The following is a 20,339-nucleotide window of genomic DNA, read 5'->3' on the forward strand; positions in this document are numbered from 1 at the left end:
GCAGGTTGCCCACGTGTTACTCACCCGTCCGCCGCTAACCAGCGGGACTTGCGTCCCAGTGATTCGCTCGACTTGCATGTATTAGGCACGCCGCCAGCGTTCGTCCTGAGCCAGGATCAAACTCTCCGAAAAAGATGAGTTGATTAGCTCATAAAGTTACGTTGGCTCATGTTCCTTATTTATATAGAAGAAACATGATGTTTTTATTGTTGACGTTTTTGTTTCAAAGAACAATCATGGTCACTGTAAAGAAGCGACAATATCAATTGTACCATTTTGTCTCAAACACATCAACTATTAATTTTTACCAATCAGTGATTGATAGTTAATGAATGTTCGACATGTTTTAAAGCGACTTTCCTATCATAACACCTTAGGAGTTAATTAGCAAGAGAAATTTTTTTCAAGTTCCTCAGGATTAGAAAACAAAAAATGATGTAAGTTTAGGAAGTTTATCGCCACTCGTAAGTGGCTGGGTTATTAATATACCGTGCATTTGAAATATTATCAATCAGCAATTTTTTCCAATAAGAATGGTGTCAGTACCCGTAATAATTTTGCTAGGGCCTGACACCACATATGGACTATCTGTTATTTTTGAGCATTTCATTCACCATCGTTTTCATGGAGTGAATAACCGTTTTCTTGTATCTCGCCGCTAAAATTAGAACTCTAATTTGTCGTGGATTCATGTCTTATTTCTTTTAAAAACTGGCACAGTATCCATCAGTCAATCCATCATTGTCTATTTATCTTTCAAACTATTTTTATATTGATCATAATCCGTTTTAATATAATGGAAGGCTGCAGCGCTTCCTCCGTGGTCGGGATGTGTTAGTTTTAATAATTTTTTAAATCCCGTTAACACTTCTTTCTGTCCCGCTTTTTTGGATAGCCCTAATTTTTGTCGATAGTCAGAAGGATAAGAAACAGGTGGTGCTTCTGCTGGTTCCTCTACTCTTTTTCCTTGCCTCGAGCGTTCCTCTTTTAGTTTTAACAATACCTTTCGTAATTCAAGGTTTTCTTTTAATACCTTTTCAGACTCCTTGGTCCATTCCGATTTTTCTTTCTTAAGAACGGCGAGTTCTCTTTTCAAATTGTTTCTTTGCTCAATCAATGCTCTTACAGAAGTTTTATGAAGCTCTTCCAGCCCCTGCAACTGCTTATCCTGTGCCTTTATTTTTTCTTTTATATCATGAAGGGATTTATCTTGTTTAATAGGCCTATTTTCAAACAGGTGTTGCCTCGTTATGTAATTCGATAGTTGGTACCCGTTCCCCACTTTTTGAATCTTGCCTTCAAGGTACCAGCGTTTCACAAGCGGGATGCCTATACTGGCGGAAACACCGGCATCCTTCAACAATTCGATCGCTTGGTCTGTATCCTCAAGTATATAGACTGTTTCCCACTGTGCTGCTTTTCCAACATAGCTAATTTTACGCTCGCGCATCCAGCGTCTCACGGTTTCAATACTTTGTTCCTCCGAAAAACCAGCGTTCTTTAATAAGTCAAATGCTTGATCTGTATTCACATGATCACTCCCATCCAAATATTGAGGCTTAGATGAATGACGAAATGCTTTATTTTTTATCGAAATGAACCATTTTTTGTACTACCATAACTATATTAATTTAGATAAAAACGAAAAGGAATGGCTAAATTAGACTATTAGGATGCTGTTTTTCTGGTGAAAAATGTGAGGAGATTTAACTATATTGGAGGACGGATGGCGGAAAATAGCGAGTGTAGAAACAGTACGCTAACGAAAAAAAGCCCCGTCAAAGGGCCTTTTAGTGTATTAACGTCAGTACGCTAAAGAAATGCATGATGCTCCCAGCAATCACAAACAAATGCCAAATGGCATGGTGAAATTTAAAGCCTCGCCATATATAAAATACAGAGCCTACCGTATACATAACTCCCCCTAGGACCAGATAATGAAGTCCTGCAGGTTCCAAAGCGTTTGTAAGTGGTTTCCATGCGAATACAATCATCCAGCCCATTAATATATAGAGGGCAGTAGAAGTGAAGAGGAACCGTTTGACGAAGAAACATTTAAAAATTGTACCGCCAATAGCCACTCCCCATACAATACCAAAAATCGTCCAGCCCAACCATCCATTTACAGCGTTAAACATAAATGGCGTATATGTCCCCGCAATGAAAAAATAAATCGACGAGTGGTCGAAAATCTCAAAAATGTCCTTGACCTTACTTCCTTCCGGAAATGCATGCAAAAGTGTTGATGACAGGTACATTAGAACCATTGTTGAACCAAATAATGTGAAACTGACAATATGCCAGGCATTCCCGTTGATCGACGAAAAAACAATAAGTAAAACCAAAGCCGCTATACTGAGAAGAGCACCGATCCCATGTGTAATGGAATTAGCGATTTCCTCCCCTTTGCTGAATGTATGTGTGTTTGCCAATGGATTTCCCCTCTTAAAATGTTTAATATAAACCGATAGCAAAATGAATGGCTAGCCACTTAATATTAAGTTTAACATACCATTACTTTATCTGTTCTTGCAAAATGCTTGAGTCTTTGACTAGCCGCTTATTTTAAGTTTCGGGACTTAACTTTTTGGACGACTTGTTCCCCGGGGCAAACCAACCAATTAGAGCAATGGCAACCAAAACACTATAAAAAATCACCGTCCAAGTGGTACCGTGGGGAAAATCATGATTGATGACGCCAATATCTTCATGGGCGAGGGTAATAACCGCAAGTTTAACTCCGACCCAAGCGACAATGGCATAGGCAGTTGTTTCCAAAGCTGGACGTTTTTCCAAAAGCTGCACGAACCAGGTTGCCGCGAACTTAATCAGGATAAGACCGGCAATACCTCCAAGAAGGACAACAATAAATTGCCCGCCATCCATCCCGCCAAATTCGCCAAGAGGTGAATCCGGAAGACCAAGGGCAAGTGCAACCGCGGCCAGAATTGAATCAACAGCAAATGCCAGGTCGGCCAAAGCAATCTTCCCTACAGTCGTTCCGAAACCTTTACCTTTCGCTTCTTTTTCATCATCCTTATGAATGGTCTTATTTTCTTTTCCAAACTTTGCTTGTATGACATGCTTTAATCCCAGGTATAGGAGGTAAGCTGCTCCTATCGCCTGGATCTGCCAAACATTTGCAATAAAAGAAATCACAAACAGGGCTGCAAATCGGAAAACAAATGCCATCAATATTCCATAATTTATCGCTCTTTTTTTTTGGTCTTCAGGCAAATGCTTGGCAATAACAGCAAGGACCAAAGCGTTATCAGCAGATAACAACCCTTCCAGTCCGATTAGAATTAATAATGCCCAGGCGTACTCCAGCCATATTGACTCCATCCATTTCTCTCCTTTCTAGAGCTAAAAAATATACACTGACTTCTAACGATATAATTTCCCAGAAAGTCATAGCTAATCCCGGAAATTTCCTAAGTCAATTCCGTTTTCATAATCAAAACTATGTTGGGGTATCCTTTAAATCAAAACCGTTTTTACAAAAAAATCCGTAGCCACTCTCCCTTTTTTCGGGACGTGGGCCTACGGATTTTTCCGAATGTTATCTTCTTCGATTTCTTCGATTACGCAATAACGAAGATACATCTAAATAATCTTCTGGTTCTTTTGTCTCTCGCTCAGAATAATAAACCGGCTCTTCCTGTTTTACAGGATGGCTTCGTGCAGGCTGTTCCTTCTTAATTGAAAAAGACTTTTCCGTGGATGGTTGAGCGGACGTTTGTACCACCCTGTCTTCTTGTTCGTTGAATCCTGTGGCGATTACGGTAACGATAATTTCATCCTGTAAATTTTCGTTAATGACTGAGCCAAAAATCATATTTAGTTCTTCATGAGAAGCAGAAGAAACGATTTCAGCTGCCTCCTGCACTTCAAAGAGACTTAAATTTCGGCCCCCGGTAATGTTCATGATGACACCCTTAGCACCATTAATGGAGGTTTCTAGCAGCGGGCTATTTAAGGCTGACTTTGCCGCTTCAGCTGCGCGATCATCCCCTTTCGCTATCCCAATACCCATTAAGGCGGTTCCTTTGTGGGACATAACGGTTTTCACGTCGGCAAAATCAAGATTGATTAACCCTGGAACCGCTATTAAATCAGAAATCCCTTGAACACCCTGACGAAGGACATTGTCCGCTTCTCGGAATGCTTCGAGCATAGGGGTTTTCTTATCAATAATCTCCAATAGGCGGTCGTTTGGAATAATAATTAAGGTGTCCGCTGCTTCTCGCATTTCCTTAATTCCTTGTTCGGCGTTGACTGCACGCTTGCGGCCTTCAAATTTAAACGGTCGCGTGACAACCCCGACTGTCAAAGCGCCAATTTTTCGAGCGATGGCAGCAACAGCAGGGGCTGCCCCCGTCCCGGTCCCGCCGCCCATACCGGCTGTAACGAAAACCATGTCTGCTCCTTTCAGCACGTCTTCAATCAGCCCCTTACTTTCCTCCACGGCTTTTCTTCCGATCTCCGGATTTGCTCCCGCTCCTAGACCTCTTGTTAAGGATGCGCCAATTTGCACCCTGATTTCTGCGTTTGATTGATTAAGCGCTTGTCCATCGGTATTGACCGCAATAAATTCTACACCTTCAACTCCTGCCTCGATCATCCGGTTGACAGCATTGTTTCCGCCGCCGCCAACACCGACTACTTTAATCGAAGCAAATTGGTCTATATTGATATCATAATTTAACATGGTTATCCCTCTTTCTTCATCCATACCTAGAGAACAGGTCATTTTCAGTCTTTTTCATGTGGTTAGTAGAGTAATAGACATTCTAATCCCTACTATATAAAAATAAGTATACACAACCTTTCCATTTCATTTATTAACATAAGGTAACATTCTAATTACGAACCGGTTAAAAACAAAAAACGCTAAACTCCAAAATAGGAGTTTAGCGTTTTTCTGACTATGTAATAGCCCACACAATTCCACTAGTTATGGCTGCTGCGTTCCCGCCCTGACCCTTTCCTAGTACCGTTGTTGGACTACACTTATAATATACCACGTTTCTAACATGGAAGTAATCTGTAAAATTTGGGAATCCACAGGTTAATCTAAAACAGACATTTCGTGGTTCTTGGCCTTAGCAGAAATTATTCCAGTATATTCCTTAATGTGCCGATTCCTTCAATTGTAATCTCCATTTCATCCCCAGAAGTTAGCCAGATTTGTTCATTCTCTGGCAACCCTAAAATAACTCCTTCCGGTGTTCCGGTAAAAATAATGTCCCCTGGTTTCAATGTTATATGTTTTGAGATATAGCTAACGATCGTCGCACAGTCAAAAATCATATGTTTTGTATTGGAAGACTGCCGGACTTCACCATTTACCCTACATTCGATGTTTAAATTTTGCGGGTCAACTTCCTCAGCGGGAACAATATATGGGCCAATTGGAGCGAATCCGTCAGCGGATTTCCCAAGTAACCATTGACTAGACGTAAACTGTAAATCCCTTATACTCAAATCGTTTCCTACGGTATAGCCGAAAACGAAAGATAGTGCTTCATTCTCCTCGACGTTTCTTGCCTCTTCCCCGATAACAATCACTAACTCGGCTTCATAATCAAACAGGTTTCCTTTAGATGGAAGGGATATTCGTTCGTTATGGGCGGAAAGGGAGTTGTTAAATTTACTGAACAGGACAGGGGCCTTTGGGATTTCTTCTGTCTTCGCTTCTTCAACATGACTAAGATAATTTAATCCGACACAAACAATCTTTTCTGGATTTTGGATCACTGGCTGATACACAATCTTCTCTTCATTTAAAAATAACGATGGATACGAATTGTTTGCTGTACGATCAGCTAATTTCCTTATGGTTGATAAGCCTTTCCCTTTTATTAAATCTTTCATACTTTTTGGTACATCTTCGTTAAATTCTTGTCCTGCTTTTTCAATATCAAGAATTCCCTGCTCGGTTTTGACACCTAATTTCACTTCGCCATTTAACTTAAAGTTTAATAATTTCATAAACTAATCTCCCAATTTCTAATTTGTTAAACAGTTTTTTTCAACTCAATGCTATGGCAGGTTTGATACGGTGTAAGATCCAACTCAATCTCTTCATCCTGAATGATGGAAGCTGCCAAACGACCGACATATGGCCCAAATGTAAGCCCGGATTTCCCTAATCCAGTAGCAAGGACAATTCCTTCGAGTGTATCTATAGTTCCTAGAATCGGTAATAAATCTGGACCCATTGGCCGAAATCCGATCCGAACCTCTTCCAACGTTCCATCTTCTAAACCAGGCGCAACCATCAGAGCTTCTGTCAGTACCTCATTTACCCCACCGGCAGTCAATCGATAATCAAATCCTGATCCGGTTTCTCTAGTTGCCCCTGCTACTATTCTGCCATTATCAAATGGGACCAAATAATGGCCAGACTCTGGTATAACAATTGGCCAATTAGAAGTATCCTTTTCCAGTAATTTTATATGGGCGATCTGACCGCGCTGTGGACTCACGTTTAACTGAATTCCAAACGGCTCCAATACTTCAGGAGCCCATGCCCCTGAAGTTAGTAGCACTTTATCTGCAAAAATAGTTTCTTTTCCAACCGTAACACCAACTACTTTCCCGTTCTCATGAACTAAATGTGCTTCACCGTCCACAAACTCAGCCCCGTTACGCCTAGCAGCCCGTTTTAGAGCATCACGTAACAAAGCACCATCTACTCTAGCCCCTCCAGATACATACACAGCTTCCATATTTTCGTTAAGTGGTGGAAATACCTCTTGTGCCTGCGCTCCATTTAAACGAACAATATCGCCAATCTCAGGTGTTTCCATCCGCTGTTTTTTCAATCTTTTTTCAACTTCATCCATTTTATCGGGGTCCGTCGAAACACGTAAAGCCCCAACTTTTTTGTAGCCGACATCATCTTCTCCGTCCTTTTTCAAGGAAGAAATTAATTCAGGATAGTCAACATAAGCTTTCACAGCGAGGCTATACCAAGTCTCATTTTCAATGTCTCTAATCCAGGGACAGACGATCCCAGCCCCAGCAGTAGTTGCCTTACCTTCTTGTTTTTTATCGATCATGATGACTTCCACATTATTTTTGGCCAAGTGATAGGCGGCGCTTGCGCCTGCAATTCCTGTTCCAATTACAATCACTTTCATTTATATCACTCCCTTTGACCCAACTCCGCTTTAATGCGTAAGTTCGTAGTATTCACTTTGGATTTTCTTGGTTATTTCGCCTATTCCGACCGTTTTCTCGTCTACTTGACGAATGGGTATGATGCCTAAAAAAGTTACCGTTAAAAATGCTTCATCTGCGTTTAATAAAAATTCCTTACTGAAAGCTGTTTCAACTATTTCAAAATTATTCTTTTGGCAAATTTCAATGACTGTTGATCTAGTAATGCCATTCAATATATAGTTATTGGCAGGATGTGTGTAAAGCATACTCCCCTTTACCACAAATACATTGGATGAGCTGCCTTCTGTTATGGTCTCTCCCCGATGCAGGATCGCCTCGAAACAATTATTTTTAATGGCTGTTTCTTTTGCTAATACATTAGGCAACAAATTTAAGCTCTTTATATTACATCTAAGCCACCTAACATCTTCCACAAGCATCGTTTTTACCCCATATGCATAAAAGTCATCTGGCAGTCTCGTTGTTTCGGTTACATGCGCAATTAGTTTAGGCAGTACCTCTGGTTTAGGAAAATGATGCGTTCTTGGAGCTGCCCCTCGGCTAATTTGTAGATAAATAAAGCCAGTAACTAAATGATTCTTTGCCTGAAGTTCCATCAATTTTTCCTCTAATACCTTTATATCGTATGGAAGGGGTAGTTGGATTTGGTCAGCGCTCGACTGCAGTCTAGTCAGATGTTGATCCATCTTAAAAGGCACGCCATTATAAACCCCAATGACTTCATATACGCCATCGCCAAATACATAGGCTCGATCCAAAAAACTTATCTCGACATTTTCTCTAGGAACAATCTGTTGGTTTTCAAGAACATAGTTCACCTAAAACCAGCTCCTTTAATATTCACATTCATCACAGATTGCTTAAATACAGACACTAATCGTTCCATTCCGATTTGGATCTGTTCTGGGCTGGAATGGGTAAAATTGAGGCGCAGCGTATTTTGCTGCGGGTTTTCCACATAGAATGGACCACCCGGTACATAAGCAACACCATGCTCTAATACCTCAGCTAATAATTCTGTTGTATTGATGCTTTCATGCACTTTAACCCAGATAAACATTCCGCCTTTTGGTTCAATCCAGGATACTAAATTAGGATCTAATGTTTTTAAATAATCCTGCATAATCGTCATATGGTGATAATAATTTTTTCGCAACATACCGATATGTGCATCTAAATCCATATGTTTAATCAAGTAATAAAGAGCCTGTTGGTTAAGGGTGCTGGACATAAGATCTGCCGCTTCTTTAATTTGCGATAAATATTTAAGAATAGCTTCTGGACCCGTTACCCAGCCGATCCGTAAAGAAGGAACGACTGTCTTGGAAAAAGTGCCTGTATAAACAACATGTGATTTTTGATCATCCATGGCCGCAATTGGTATATATTGCTCATTCTCATAGAATTGAATATCGCCATACGGGTCATCCTCTAAAATAAGCGTATTATATTGATAGGCTAGTTCCAATAAAGCTTTGCGGCGTTCTTGACTCCATACTCTGCCCTCTGGATTCGAAAATGTTGGGACAATATAAATAAACTTCGGGTTGTATTGTTTTATTTTTGATTCCAACTCATCAAGATCCATTCCATGTTCATCACCATTTACTCCAACCACATTTGCTTCATACGATTGGAATGATTGGACAGCCGCAAAAAAAGTCGGATTTTCAGTAAGAACAACATCGCCTGGAGAAATCATGACCCGGCCGAATAAGTCAATCGCTTGTTGGGCACCTGTTGTCAAAAGAATAGCTTCTGGCTTCGATTGGATTCCTTTAGCACTGACACGTTGGCTTATTTGCTCCCTTAACGGCATGAACCCCGGAGTCATTCCATATTGCAAGCTTTTGTTTCCAGATTCAAAAACGTTATCGAACGCTTTTTTGATATCTGCGGACGGAAAATAAGGTTCATATGGATTTCCTCCGGCGAATGATATGACATCACTTCCTTTTTGTTGAATAAGACCCGCAATTTCACGGATAGGGGAAGATTTAAACATTTTCGTTCGGTCTGCAAAGCGATAACTCATAAGGGAGGCCTCCTTTCAATATCCATTTCATTCAAAAAGTATAATGTTATAACTTTATATCTTATAATGTTAAGAAGTGGCAAAACTCTTGCCATTGAGATAATACGCCGATTCCAAAAATGTACTGAAAGCGACCTCTACTTCTGGAATTCCGAGTGCATGAATCTGTCTGGTGACAATATTGGCAAATTGGTCCTGAATTTCCTGGCCGCGTTCAAACCACTTTACTTCAATCAATGAATACCCTGGCACTTCATTGCCATCAAATACATAGGTAGAATGAACAAGTTCCAAGGTGAAATTGTCCGTTCCACAGGCACATAATTCCGCCAGTTCTTGTACAAGTGCGGTACTGATTGATTTAACCTGCTCGATCGAGACTCCTCTAATGATTAAATGTGGCATTTCAATTCCTCCTAATCACTTTAAAATTTTATCTTACTAATGAATCAAAGCGGCTGATGGAATAGCGGTCAATCGGGACCGATGTTTCGCCATCTAGTATTAATTCGCTCATAAGCGTTCCTATCAGCGGCGATAGGGTCATCCCACTATGTGTTGCCGCCACATAAAGACGATCGATACCCGGAATACTCCCAAGAATCGGAAGCCCATCTTCCGGCATCGCTCGAATCCCGGAAAAAGCACGCACCACCTTGGCCTTCCTTAACCCCGGTATATAATGAACGGCCATATTAGCTGTTTCTTGAATAAGATCCAATGTTGTTGCCCGGTTAAATCCTTCCTTTTCCATTGAATACCCGATTAATACTTCGCCATTAAACGTCTGTCTTACACCACTGATCGTATAATTTAAGAACGGCTTCAAGGGTTCTGTCACGAGGATTTGACCTCTCACCTGGTTTACAGGTATGTTAATGTCCACTAATTTACCTAATTCTCTTGACCAAGTGCCGCCAGCGAGAATCAGATTTTTACAGACAAACGTCCCTTTCTCCGAAACGACAATGAATTTATCATGGAGCTTTTGGATTTCTGTTACTTTATTAAAGGTAGAATATTGGACACCATTTTTCTTTGCCGCCCTCATATACCTGTCGACTAAGCGAAAAGGATTGACGTTCCCATCGATGGAACTATAAGTAGCGCCTGCCACATTCGGATTGAGCGAAGGCTCTTTTTCCAAAGCCTCCTCACGAGATAAGACCTTGATTTTAATGCCAATTTCCTTATAGGCTTTAGCGAGCTGCAAGGCTTTTTCGCGATCAGCCTCATTAAAAAATGGAGAAAGTCCTCCCGTTTGTTTATATTCCACATCGCCAATTTTTTTCGCTAAATACGGAAAAAGTTCTGCACTGTACATATTAAACTCGGCATACCAGGAAGGAGTTTTATTATGAACCCATATCCAGGCTTGGGTCGATCCTGATGTTCCGGCCAACGGGAATTTCTGGTCCAGAACTAAAATTCTATCCTTCTTGCAATCAGAAAGGTGATACGCGATACTGCTCCCGAGAACCCCTCCCCCGATAATGATCGTTTCATAATTGGTATCCATCTATTTCACCTTCCCATCCTCTAACTCCACCTCGTCTAGCACAGATTTGACCGAGGAAAAAGTGGTACTATTGGTAGTAAGCGTTCCAATCTTAATCGGGCTAATCGGCATCCTCATCCGCGGTAAAGGAATCTCAGGAAAAGGAAGACCTGTTTTATCATGAATAATTTCAGCAACCAGGCTGCTGCAAATTTTCGACTGACAGGGGCCCATGCCGCAGCGGGTCAGTCTTTTTACATCATCAAATCTTCTTGCGCCAATCGAAATGACATCCTCGATTTCTTCGTAACTGATTTCTTCGCATCGACAAATAATCGTGGTTTTATCCAATCTATTCACCTACTAGTCTCTTAATCTTTTCTAATTAAGAGATAAATTGATCTGTAAGGACAGGATGTTCATAGTTTTGCACATGCCGAATCCTAGCATTCCATACATCCGGATCGAGCTTCGTCTCAAGAGTTTCGATCTCTTTCCATAGAGACGTTGTTTTAATTTCGGCCTCTTCCTTACTTAAAGCTCCCAAGGATTCACTTGCATTAATTCCTGCGATTATCCCTGTTACAAGTAAAACTCCTTGGGAACTCACCCCAGCAGCGTTTCCTGCTAAAAAAACATCCTCTCGGTCTGTTCGAAAGAATGGGTTGTATTGCGGGATCCAGCCGCCTAGTTCTCTTTGATAGCCGAAGGAGCACTCCAACTGGTAAAAAACATCGAGGATTGGAGACCGGCCGCCGTCGACACAAACAGTATCCAAAGGAATGGTCATAATCTGTTCTCTCTGCTCAATATCAATTTCCTCCACCCTACCAATTCCCCTTGCTTCTTTAATAGAAGAGTTTACATGAACAGGGATCCCCATTTTACTGACCTGGTTCACTTTTTCTGTGTCACGTGCAAGTACAGTTTGGCTTTTTTCCACCATTGCCTTTACCTGCACGCCACCCTCAGAAAGCTGAAGGGCCACATCCATCGCAAAGTCGCTGGTCCCAATAATGACAGCATGTTTACCAGGTAGGACAAAATCCCGATTCAATAGTGTTTGGGCTGCTCCAATCGTCATAATCCCCGGGAGCGTCCATTTTGGAAAGGCGATGGCCTTTTCAGCTGCACCCGTGGCCACGATTATTTTTTTAGCTTTCAGAGGAAACACATTAGCCTCATCCGATATTCCGACACTTCCATCCTTATAAAAGCCAATCACCCGGTGACCTAATAAACACCGAACAGAGGTATCTTCTACTAGTTTCCTTAATCGTTGTGCCAACTCAAAGCCCCTTTTTGGCTGATAGAAAGATGGCAGCGAACCCAGGACTTGGGTTTGCTGGATTAGTTGTCCGCCCATTGATAGTGATTCTTCCACAATGGTTACATCCAGCCCTCTTGATGCTGTTTCCACGGCAGCGGTAAGACCGGCGGGTCCGGCACCGATAATAAGAACATCAGTCTCCATGGGATTCACTCCTAACTTGTGGGTCACCGTCATTCGGATATATCTTCATCCCATCCACGACCTTGGTCATACAAGTCCGCACATGGTCCTCCCCATTTACCGTCATATAGCAGCTGCAGCATCTTCCCCGCGAGCAAAACATGCCTCGTGGCTGAACTAAATTCCGGCTAACGCCCAATTGTTTTATATCATTAGCCAGCAAAGCTGCCGCAACAGACTGCTGTTCATAAGCAGTGTATGGTTCATCTTTAAAATAGATGGTTACTTGTTTTTGAAGCTGTTCCCCAAGGATGGGGTGATGTTTGATGTGCACAAAAACACCTTCTTATTCATTTTTCGACTCGAATACTTTTCCAACCCCTAGTACTCTTTCAATGACAACCATTAACACGACTGTCAAAAGAATCACGATACTAGAAACGGAGGTTATGATAGGGTCATACTGGTATTGCATGTAGGTGAAAATCCGGACTGGCAGCGTCACAACATCGGTACTGACAATAAATAGAGCCACGGTTAAATCATCAAATGAGGTAATGAAAGCAAAGATCGCCCCTGCAATAACGCCTGATTTAATGATCGGAAGTGTAATTTGAAAAAATACCCTCATGCTTCCTGCCCCCAGGTTCATCGCAGCTTGTTCAATAGAGCGGTCAAAGCCTACTAAACTGGCGACCACCAAGCGCATGACGAAAGGTATCGTTAAAATGATATGACCAATCACTAAAGCTGCCGGGCTTGTTGCCAAACCGATCCAGGAATAAAACTGTAAAAGAGCTACCCCAAAGACAACGGTTGGAATCAAAAGAGGTGATCCGACCAGCTGCATAATGGCTGTTTTCCCTCTGAACTGATACCTAACAACGGCAATCGAAGACATCGTTCCAATAACTGTTGAAATAATCGCGGTTCCAAAGGCAACGCCAATACTTAGCATGAACGACTGCATAAATTCTGGATGATTCACTAATTCGGTGTACCACCTTAATGTCAAACCTTTGGGAGGAAACACGATATATTCGGTGGTAGTCAACGATGAAAATAAAACAACGACGATTGGAGCAGCCAAGAAGATGTAAACGAGCAGACAAAAGAAATTTAATCCAAATTTAGGCAATGCCTTCCTCATTGAATGGCCACTCCTTTTTTAGAAGTAGTTAATAGTTTGCTATAAATAATGATCGTAATCGTCGCAATAAAGATTAATAGGAAGCCAATTGCCGATCCATAAGGCCAATTCAGCATGACCGCTACCTGTTCATATGTAAGGAACGACATGACCTTTACCTGTGGGCCCCCGAGAATAGCCGGAGTAACGAAAGAGCTTATTCCTAGACTAAAAACCATAACAGAACCAGCAAAGATGCCCGGTAAGGTTAGCGGCAAAACGATGGAGAAGAAGGTTCGAATTGGGCTGGCACCTAGATTTTGTGAAGCACGGATAACCGATGGGTCAATTCTTTCCAGCGAACCCATAATACTTAACACCATGTAAGGAAACAGTACGTGCACCATACCGATTACCACGCTAAATTCCGTATACAGCAAGGTTAACGGCTTATCGATCCACCCAAACTTCAATAACGCATTATTGACAACTCCGTTATTGGATAACAAGATAACCCATCCGTAGCAGCGGATTACCATACTGATTAACAATGGTGACAGAACGATTAAGGTTAAGTAATTTTTGATTCTTCTGTTTGCTTTCGTAATTTGATAGGCAACCGGGAAAGAAATCACTATGGCAACTAAAGTAGTCAGCAAAGCAATTTTTACCGTCCGCCATAGGACCCCGAGATAAAATGTATCGGATAAAAATTTTGTGTAATTCTCGAGGGTCCAGTCATTTCCAACCCCACTTGATGCGTCGAACGTCTTAAAGCCGGTAATAAAAAGGAAAAACAACGGAAGCAAAAAGAAAAATATAAAGATACCAAGGGTCGGAAGTAATAAAAGCAAATAGTCCATTCTCTTCTTCGATAAATTCTTCTTTTTCTGCTTGAATAACAATTCCTGTTCTTGATATGCGGTTTCAGGTTGCATGGGAGAAATGTCACCTCACTTTTTGGTTGCTAATAAATCCTCTGAATTCCACTGAATACTTACATCCTTTCCCTCTTGAACATGATCGGGATTTAGAACGGTATTTGGAATATCTGCAATGATATGCTTATTTTCCTTGTTGTGTAGAATGTATCTCGTTTTCGCCCCCAAGAACATTTTCCTATCCACCTTGACGACAATGCCATCGTTGGGTTCTAAGGAGATATGGATTTTTTCAGGGCGAATATAAAAATCAATAACACTATTTTTCGCTAAATGCCTTGTTAAAATCTGCTCATAGCCATAAAACGAAACCAAGCTTTCCTGATTGTTGAGTGTTTTGACAACCTTGCCTTGTACCTGGTTTACTTCTCCAATAAACCTGGAAACAAAATCAGTCTGAGGGTGGTTATAAATCTCAACCGGCGTATCAAGCTGTTCAATTCTTCCTTCATACATAACTGCGATCCTATCCGAAATCGCAAGGGCCTCTTCCTGATCATGGGTTACAAATATGGTTGTGATCCCAACTCTTTTTTGAATGTCCACGATTTCTTCGCGCATTTCTTGACGCAGTTTCGCATCCAAATTGCTCAATGGTTCATCAAGTAATAACACTTTCGGTTTGATGACAAGAGCCCTAGCCAATGAAACGCGCTGCTGCTGTCCGCCGGAAAGCTCTCTCGGATAGCGCTTTTCATAGCCTGTCAGCCTGACCATCTCCAGGGCTTCTGCGACACGGGATTTAATTTCATCCTTGCTTACCTTGCGAAGCTTTAGCCCGTAGGCAACATTCTCAAATACAGTCATATGGGGAAAGAGAGCATAGTTTTGAAAAACCATGCCCATTTCCCTTTTATTCGGGGGAAGCAGGTGGACAGGCTTTCCGTCCACCACAATTTTCCCTCCGTCCACTTCCAGGAACCCGGCAATCATGTTGAGGGTTGTCGTTTTTCCGCAGCCGGATGGCCCTAGAAAGGAAACAAGCTCACCCTGTTTGATTTCGAGGTTCATCTTTTTCACGACTTCTGTTTTATTAAAAGTCTTTACAACATTTTCAAGACATAAATAGCTCATTTCCTTCACCTCTTTTAGTGGGCTACTTCAATTTCTTTATTGGCCCGTTCTGTCCATTCGGCCCTTTTTGTATTGACATACTCCCAATCCACTTTTACTAGCTTTTTAATTTGATCTTCACCGTAAATGACTTTTTTCGCTATATCCCCGTCAAGTTTCGTGCTTTTCGTTACTGGTCCAGAAAATGTTGCGTGCGCCATTTCCACCTGTACTTCTTCGTCTAATATAAAATTAAGAAATTTTTGAGCAAGCTCCGGATGCGGTGCACCTTTTATAACATTAGTGGTTACAAGTAAAGCCGGTGCGCCTTCCTCAGGAGTTACAAACTCGATTGGGAATCCTGTGTCTTTTAAAAGATTCACCCGGCCATTAGCCCAAGAGGTAGCAACAGCTTGACCCTGGAGGAAAAAGTTAGACATATCAGCCGTTTTATCAAATGTTACTGCGTTTTTAGCTATTTCCTTCATTTTCTCAAATCCTGGTTCAATATCTCGATCACTTCCACCGTTTGAAGCAGCAGCCATGAGAAGCATATGCACTCCGTACGTTGTGGCCATGGATGGTAAAACTAATTTACCCTTGAATTTCGGATCGGCTAGGTCATTCCATGATTTAATTGGGTCCCAGCCATTTTGTTTAAAGACATCTTTGTTATATGCCAGGCCTGTTGCCACAATCCCGGTACCAACTCCGATATTGTCCTTATCTTTGGCGATATCGTATACGTCCTTTAGGTTGGTGACAACGTTTTCATCTAGTGGAGCAAGTAATCCAAAAGCTTTTGCCTGCGCTTGCGGTCCATCATCCAAGAATGCGACATCGATTTGCGGCTTATCCTTTTGTGCCTGAAGCTTCGACAAGGTGTCAACTGAGCTTCCGGTAATATAGGTCACCTTTACTCCAAACTCCTTTTCGAACTTTGGAATCACTTTTTCTTTTAGCCCTTTTTCATAGCTTCCACCATATGCCGCCAATACTAGTGTTTTATCGCCCTCGCCCCCTGATTTTTTGGTCGTAGAATTAGAGTTACTCTCTTTGCTGCCGCATGCAGTCATGATCCCAAGCATAAGACAAATGATTAGAATAAATGATGCTTTTCTTTTTTTCACACTTACTCCTCCTCAAATAATTTTTACATGTGGACAAAAACCTAAGAACCTGCCTTTACCCCTCCTAAAATTTGATTCACTCGGTTATATTGATATAATCTTTAAAATTTTCAGATAAGTTTTTTCAAAAAAATATAATATTATAATCTTATAGGTTATAATATTATATTTTATCCTTATCTAAAAATTGGCTGCCTTACGAAAAATTAATTTCAGTATAATAGGTAACTTTGTCTGGACGCACATAAAACTTTGAGTATTCAATTACCTCTCCCTGCTTGGTATACGTAAACTTCTCCCATTCAAATATGGGCGTACCGGCTTCGATTTCAAGTCTCTCCGCCATTTCGCTGTCAGCAATGAACGGTTTGACAAACATCCGGGCCCTTCCCAATGAAATCTTAAATTTTTTCTTTAAAATGTTGTAAATAAACTCATTATTGATATCATTGGGAGTAAGTGTAGGACATTTATCAAATGGCAGATAGGAATACTCCAGATGAGTGGGCAGACCATTTTCGATTTTTAAACGCTTAATCTTAAATACTTTTGCACCAGACTGTAAGCCAAATTTGCCTGCCACTTCGTCTCCCATCAATTCCATCGAAAAACTAAGTAATTCATGTGGAGACTCTACGTCTTCAACTGAAGTTGTGACCAACAATTTATTTATATCCAGTTCATTTGTGGTTCCTGCTACAAAAGTACCCTTCCCGCTTTGCCGGTAAAGGTATCCTTTACTCACCAACTCTAGAACAGCCCGTTTAACAGTAATGGTACTTACATCAAAATGTTCAGCCAATTCCTGTTCAGTCGGCAGCTGATAGCCAATTTCCCACTGCTTGGATGTTATTTTCTCTTCTAACACCTCTTGCACTTGGCGATATAAAGGTACAGGTACATTTTTATCTATCTTCATAACAACTCACCTAATTTATAATATTATAATTTTATAAGCTTATATTCTTTGTTCCTATTAACACTTAGTTTATAGTGTTTTTCTATAGTTGTCAATATTTTTCGAATTGTTAGATAAATAATTTTTAGCCTTAGAAAACCATCCTGTAATACCGCCAAATAAATGGGTTAATCTTTTCCTTTATCATGCTTAATTTGGTCCGCAGTCCGTTTCCTACCATCCTTTTACTCTATCAAGGACCTCATCCGAAACGCGGCCTTGTTGGACATCCTTAATGGCTTCTTCGATGTTACGTAATCCCTTTTCTAGAGACGCTTCGGAAATCGTTAGGGGCGGTGCAATTCGCAACACAGAACCCGAAAAGAAAGTTAAAAATAAACCTTTTTCCCAGCAGCGCCAACATATTTTAGCCGCCATTGAACTGCTACCAATTTTTGAATTCCTATCTTCCACAAGGTCAATACCAATCATTAATCCTTTTCCTCTTATATCACCAATCATTTCAAACTTTTCTTGCAATCTAAGGAAGTACCCCTGAATATATTGTCCCAGCAGGTTGGAACGACTGACAAGATCTTCATCCTCAATCACTTGGATCGTAGCCAAAGCGGCTGCACATGCGACGGGATTCGCTGCTAGTGAAAAAGCTCCAGATGGAGGTTCCACAGAATTCATAATTTCGCTTCTGCCTACCACTGCACTAAGGGGCATGCCTGACGCGATTGCCTTGCCTAATACGATTAAATCAGGCTCTAATTGAAAGTGGGTACTTGCAAACCATTCACCCGTTCGACCAAATCCTGTTTGAACTTCATCCGCAACAATTAGGATTCCGTGTTTGGCGGTTAATTGCTTTAAAGCGTTGATATAACTTTGCGGCGGAACTAAGACGCCTGAGTCGCCTTGAATCGGTTCAATAATGATCGCCGCAACCTCCTCAGGAGGACACACTGTCTCAAATAAATGCTCAATCGCCAGGATACAACGTTTACTTTCTTCTTCACTATGGAATGGCGAGCGATAAACATCAGGAAATGGGATATGGTAAACGTCCGGTAATAATGGTCCCATGTTTTTTCTCATCGGAAGACTGACTGCCGAGATACTTAAAGCCCCATATGTGTTGCCATGGTAGGAGCGGGTGTAGGCGATAATTTTAGAACGTTTTGTATAACTCCTTGCTAATTTGATGGCCGTATCATTAGCATCCCCACCTGATAAGCCAAACGTCACCCGTTTTGGAAATGAACCTGGTGTTATACGAATAAGCTCTTCTGAAAGGGATACAATTTGTTCGTGACTGGCGTATGCAGGATTATAATGGACTAATTGATCTAACTGTGCCTTCATTTTTTCAATAATAAAAGGATGCGCATGCCCTGTGTTTGTGACACAAGCACTGGATAAAAAATCAATCCATTCATTATTGTCGTGGTCTCTGATTATTTCACCTTTCGCTTCCTTTATGACTAGTGGAAAAAACGGAAGTCTCATCCCTGGTGAAAGAACGCTCGTTTCACGTTCTAGCCAATTGGCGCTGCTCATTTTATTCACGTGTTCCGCTCCTTTTTAGCAATTATTCACGCTCTTCAAGTAGTCTTCAATATAATCAAGCTCCTTATTAACCTCTTGAGCTAAAAATGCCTTATCCAAATCGGTCAATCTCTGACTGTCTACATCTTTTAACACATTTCTTAAATAGGAGGTTCGAATTCTATCCAAATCGGCATTCTTGACATCCAATTGTTCAATATGCTCTGGAATCGCGATAACCGAGCCCGGAATATTCTCCTTTTGGTTTCCACTCATGATCTTTACGCCCTGCTTCTTGGCAAAGTTTAATTGCGCAATCGGATGTTTTCCTGCTCCGGTATATTCGGACTCCTGGACAACAATAATTTCATCTTCATCATACTGTTGGGCAAGGACCAATGCCGCAGCCAAAGACGTATTTCCAGCGGGCCCCCTTTCGAGTCCCTCCAGTTTCGCTAATAATTCGGTTACATAGAAAACTTCCCCCTGTGTCACAGTGACGAATCGATCTAGGTACCGTAACGGCCGAGCAGCATTCCTTGGTACATCCGAACGATCCGGATCAATCGAAAAAGGAAAACTAAAACCTGTGTGGCCTGTAGTGAATGATTTTCGATTAAAATCCCTGTCAGAAGCCATATGCAGCCCCGAAAGATCAACAGATACCCCGATGATTTCGGTCTGATTATTTCCAAACTTCTTTAACCCCCGTGCCGTTCCTGTCACATTGCCTCCGCCAGCATGTGTGACACAAACCGCTGCAGGTTCTTTCCCAAATTGCTCCTTCACTTGCTGCCCAATTTCATAACCTAACGTTTCAATCCCTGCGATTCCGTACGGAGAATATAACGAAGCGTTAAAGTATTGTGTCTGATCAAGCAACAAAAGTGCCATATAGAACAGCTCCGGTCCTACCGTTAGCTGAATCACTTCCGCTCCTAGAGCCTCGCATTTTCTGCCCTTTTCTAAAATTTCAGGCTGCCCCAACCCCTGGCTATCATAGGTCTCTTGAAGCACAATGCATTTCAGCCCTTGTTTTGCTGCTTGGCTGGCAACTGCCGCACCATAATTTCCACTTGTGGCGGCAATCACTCCCGAAAAACCTTTTTTCTTCGCTTCGTGAACGGCTAAAGTGGCCCGCCTATCTTTAAAACTGCCGGACGGATTTGCTGCTTCGTCCTTCATTAAGATCGTAGCACCTTTGCCTTTGGGAGAAATTCTCCGGACTAGCTGGGTAAGATTCTTTAATTCGAGTAGAGGCGTATTTCCTACTTGGTTCTCCTTTTGGATACGAGCAACATCTTCCAAGGAATAACCAAGTTGGGTCATCATTTTTTCATAATCAAAGCCGATTTGCCCTTGTTTAAATTGGTCATAATCTATTTTTAAGGAGCGTTGCATAATCTCATTTTTACGGTTCATAACTTCTTGATAAGCTACATCAGTTAACATTGGAT

20 protein-coding genes, 1 rRNA gene and 1 other RNA gene are annotated in these 20,339 nt (G+C 41.4%); all 22 read right to left on the bottom strand.

Annotated elements, in window-relative coordinates; genetic code table 11:
- Window positions 1-132 (bottom strand): 16S ribosomal RNA (locus M3234_RS13810); the annotation flags it as partial.
- A 613-nt stretch (window positions 133-745) separates the two neighbouring features.
- Window positions 746-1,531, bottom strand: coding sequence for a hypothetical protein (locus M3234_RS13815; protein ID WP_262305276.1), 786 nt, complete (start codon window positions 1,529-1,531; stop codon window positions 746-748).
- Window positions 1,532-1,790: 259 nt separating this feature from the next.
- Window positions 1,791-2,432, bottom strand: a complete 642-nt coding sequence (gene trhA / locus M3234_RS13820; protein ID WP_262305277.1) for a PAQR family membrane homeostasis protein TrhA — start codon at window positions 2,430-2,432, stop codon at window positions 1,791-1,793.
- A 133-nt stretch (window positions 2,433-2,565) separates the two neighbouring features.
- Window positions 2,566-3,345 (bottom strand): TerC family protein, encoded by a 780-nt coding sequence (locus M3234_RS13825; RefSeq protein WP_262305278.1) that lies wholly within the window; start codon window positions 3,343-3,345, stop codon window positions 2,566-2,568.
- A 217-nt stretch (window positions 3,346-3,562) separates the two neighbouring features.
- Complete coding sequence (ftsZ, locus tag M3234_RS13830; protein ID WP_262305279.1) at window positions 3,563-4,711, bottom strand: cell division protein FtsZ; 1,149 nt, start codon at window positions 4,709-4,711, stop codon at window positions 3,563-3,565.
- A 215-nt stretch (window positions 4,712-4,926) separates the two neighbouring features.
- Window positions 4,927-5,016, bottom strand: an RNA gene (gene ffs / locus M3234_RS13835) — signal recognition particle sRNA small type.
- Window positions 5,017-5,115: 99 nt separating this feature from the next.
- Window positions 5,116-5,994, bottom strand: a complete 879-nt coding sequence (locus M3234_RS13840) for a fumarylacetoacetate hydrolase family protein (RefSeq protein ID WP_262305280.1) — start codon at window positions 5,992-5,994, stop codon at window positions 5,116-5,118.
- Window positions 5,995-6,020: 26 nt separating this feature from the next.
- Window positions 6,021-7,148, bottom strand: coding sequence for an NAD(P)/FAD-dependent oxidoreductase (locus tag M3234_RS13845; protein ID WP_262305281.1), 1,128 nt, complete (start codon window positions 7,146-7,148; stop codon window positions 6,021-6,023).
- A 30-nt stretch (window positions 7,149-7,178) separates the two neighbouring features.
- Window positions 7,179-8,009 (bottom strand): D-amino-acid transaminase, encoded by an 831-nt coding sequence (dat, locus tag M3234_RS13850; protein ID WP_262305282.1) that lies wholly within the window; start codon window positions 8,007-8,009, stop codon window positions 7,179-7,181.
- Window positions 8,006-9,226: an aminotransferase-like domain-containing protein gene (locus M3234_RS13855; RefSeq protein WP_262305283.1), complete on the bottom strand. Its 1,221-nt coding sequence runs from the start codon at window positions 9,224-9,226 to the stop codon at window positions 8,006-8,008. Before M3234_RS13855 ends, dat begins: the two co-directional genes overlap by 4 nt.
- Before the next feature lie 69 nt (window positions 9,227-9,295).
- Window positions 9,296-9,631 carry a DUF1904 domain-containing protein gene (locus tag M3234_RS13860; RefSeq protein ID WP_262305284.1) on the bottom strand — a complete coding sequence of 112 codons (336 nt, stop codon included), beginning with the start codon at window positions 9,629-9,631 and terminating at the stop codon, window positions 9,296-9,298.
- A 28-nt stretch (window positions 9,632-9,659) separates the two neighbouring features.
- On the bottom strand, window positions 9,660-10,745 hold the full coding sequence (locus M3234_RS13865) for an NAD(P)/FAD-dependent oxidoreductase (protein WP_262305285.1): 1,086 nt from the start codon (window positions 10,743-10,745) through the stop codon (window positions 9,660-9,662).
- On the bottom strand, window positions 10,746-11,084 hold the full coding sequence (locus M3234_RS13870) for a (2Fe-2S)-binding protein (RefSeq protein WP_262305286.1): 339 nt from the start codon (window positions 11,082-11,084) through the stop codon (window positions 10,746-10,748).
- Window positions 11,085-11,109: 25 nt separating this feature from the next.
- Window positions 11,110-12,198, bottom strand: coding sequence for an NAD(P)/FAD-dependent oxidoreductase (locus M3234_RS13875; protein ID WP_262305287.1), 1,089 nt, complete (start codon window positions 12,196-12,198; stop codon window positions 11,110-11,112).
- Window positions 12,188-12,511 carry a (2Fe-2S)-binding protein gene (locus M3234_RS13880; protein ID WP_262305288.1) on the bottom strand — a complete coding sequence of 108 codons (324 nt, stop codon included), beginning with the start codon at window positions 12,509-12,511 and terminating at the stop codon, window positions 12,188-12,190. The genes M3234_RS13875 and M3234_RS13880 overlap by 11 nt, the downstream gene beginning before the upstream one ends.
- 12 nt (window positions 12,512-12,523) lie before the next feature.
- Complete coding sequence (locus M3234_RS13885) at window positions 12,524-13,327, bottom strand: ABC transporter permease (protein ID WP_262305289.1); 804 nt, start codon at window positions 13,325-13,327, stop codon at window positions 12,524-12,526.
- A complete protein-coding gene (locus M3234_RS13890; protein ID WP_262305290.1) occupies window positions 13,324-14,244 on the bottom strand; it encodes an ABC transporter permease in 921 nt (306 codons plus the stop codon). The genes M3234_RS13885 and M3234_RS13890 overlap by 4 nt, the downstream gene beginning before the upstream one ends.
- A gap of 15 nt (window positions 14,245-14,259) precedes the next feature.
- Complete coding sequence (locus M3234_RS13895; RefSeq protein WP_262305291.1) at window positions 14,260-15,321, bottom strand: ABC transporter ATP-binding protein; 1,062 nt, start codon at window positions 15,319-15,321, stop codon at window positions 14,260-14,262.
- Window positions 15,322-15,335: 14 nt separating this feature from the next.
- Window positions 15,336-16,430 carry an ABC transporter substrate-binding protein gene (locus M3234_RS13900; protein WP_262305292.1) on the bottom strand — a complete coding sequence of 365 codons (1,095 nt, stop codon included), beginning with the start codon at window positions 16,428-16,430 and terminating at the stop codon, window positions 15,336-15,338.
- Between the two features lie 196 nt (window positions 16,431-16,626).
- Window positions 16,627-17,349, bottom strand: coding sequence for a GntR family transcriptional regulator (locus M3234_RS13905; protein ID WP_262305293.1), 723 nt, complete (start codon window positions 17,347-17,349; stop codon window positions 16,627-16,629).
- Window positions 17,350-17,562: 213 nt separating this feature from the next.
- Window positions 17,563-18,894, bottom strand: a complete 1,332-nt coding sequence (locus M3234_RS13910) for an aspartate aminotransferase family protein (RefSeq protein WP_262305493.1) — start codon at window positions 18,892-18,894, stop codon at window positions 17,563-17,565.
- Window positions 18,895-18,918: 24 nt separating this feature from the next.
- Window positions 18,919-20,334: a 2-amino-4-oxopentanoate thiolase subunit OrtB gene (ortB, locus tag M3234_RS13915; RefSeq protein WP_262305294.1), complete on the bottom strand. Its 1,416-nt coding sequence runs from the start codon at window positions 20,332-20,334 to the stop codon at window positions 18,919-18,921.
- Between the last annotated feature and the right edge of the window lie 5 nt (window positions 20,335-20,339).

Origin of the sequence: Neobacillus niacini, from assembly GCF_023715785.1 — a bacterium.
GTDB classification, from domain to species: domain Bacteria; phylum Bacillota; class Bacilli; order Bacillales; family Cytobacillaceae; genus Neobacillus; species Neobacillus niacini_E.

Coding starts and splice junctions, on each gene's coding strand:
- M3234_RS13825 (WP_262305278.1), bottom strand. CDS start 3,345: ATGGAGTCAATATGGCTGGAGTACGCCTGGGCATTATTAATTCTAATC.
- ftsZ (WP_262305279.1), bottom strand. CDS start 4,711: ATGTTAAATTATGATATCAATATAGACCAATTTGCTTCGATTAAAGTA.
- M3234_RS13840 (WP_262305280.1), bottom strand. CDS start 5,994: ATGAAATTATTAAACTTTAAGTTAAATGGCGAAGTGAAATTAGGTGTC.
- M3234_RS13845 (WP_262305281.1), bottom strand. CDS start 7,148: ATGAAAGTGATTGTAATTGGAACAGGAATTGCAGGCGCAAGCGCCGCC.
- M3234_RS13855 (WP_262305283.1), bottom strand. CDS start 9,226: ATGAGTTATCGCTTTGCAGACCGAACGAAAATGTTTAAATCTTCCCCT.
- M3234_RS13860 (WP_262305284.1), bottom strand. CDS start 9,631: ATGCCACATTTAATCATTAGAGGAGTCTCGATCGAGCAGGTTAAATCA.
- M3234_RS13865 (WP_262305285.1), bottom strand. CDS start 10,745: ATGGATACCAATTATGAAACGATCATTATCGGGGGAGGGGTTCTCGGG.
- M3234_RS13875 (WP_262305287.1), bottom strand. CDS start 12,198: ATGGAGACTGATGTTCTTATTATCGGTGCCGGACCCGCCGGTCTTACC.
- M3234_RS13885 (WP_262305289.1), bottom strand. CDS start 13,327: ATGAGGAAGGCATTGCCTAAATTTGGATTAAATTTCTTTTGTCTGCTC.
- M3234_RS13890 (WP_262305290.1), bottom strand. CDS start 14,244: ATGCAACCTGAAACCGCATATCAAGAACAGGAATTGTTATTCAAGCAG.
- M3234_RS13895 (WP_262305291.1), bottom strand. CDS start 15,321: ATGAGCTATTTATGTCTTGAAAATGTTGTAAAGACTTTTAATAAAACA.
- M3234_RS13905 (WP_262305293.1), bottom strand. CDS start 17,349: ATGAAGATAGATAAAAATGTACCTGTACCTTTATATCGCCAAGTGCAA.
- M3234_RS13910 (WP_262305493.1), bottom strand. CDS start 18,894: ATGAGCAGCGCCAATTGGCTAGAACGTGAAACGAGCGTTCTTTCACCA.
- ortB (WP_262305294.1), bottom strand. CDS start 20,334: ATGTTAACTGATGTAGCTTATCAAGAAGTTATGAACCGTAAAAATGAG.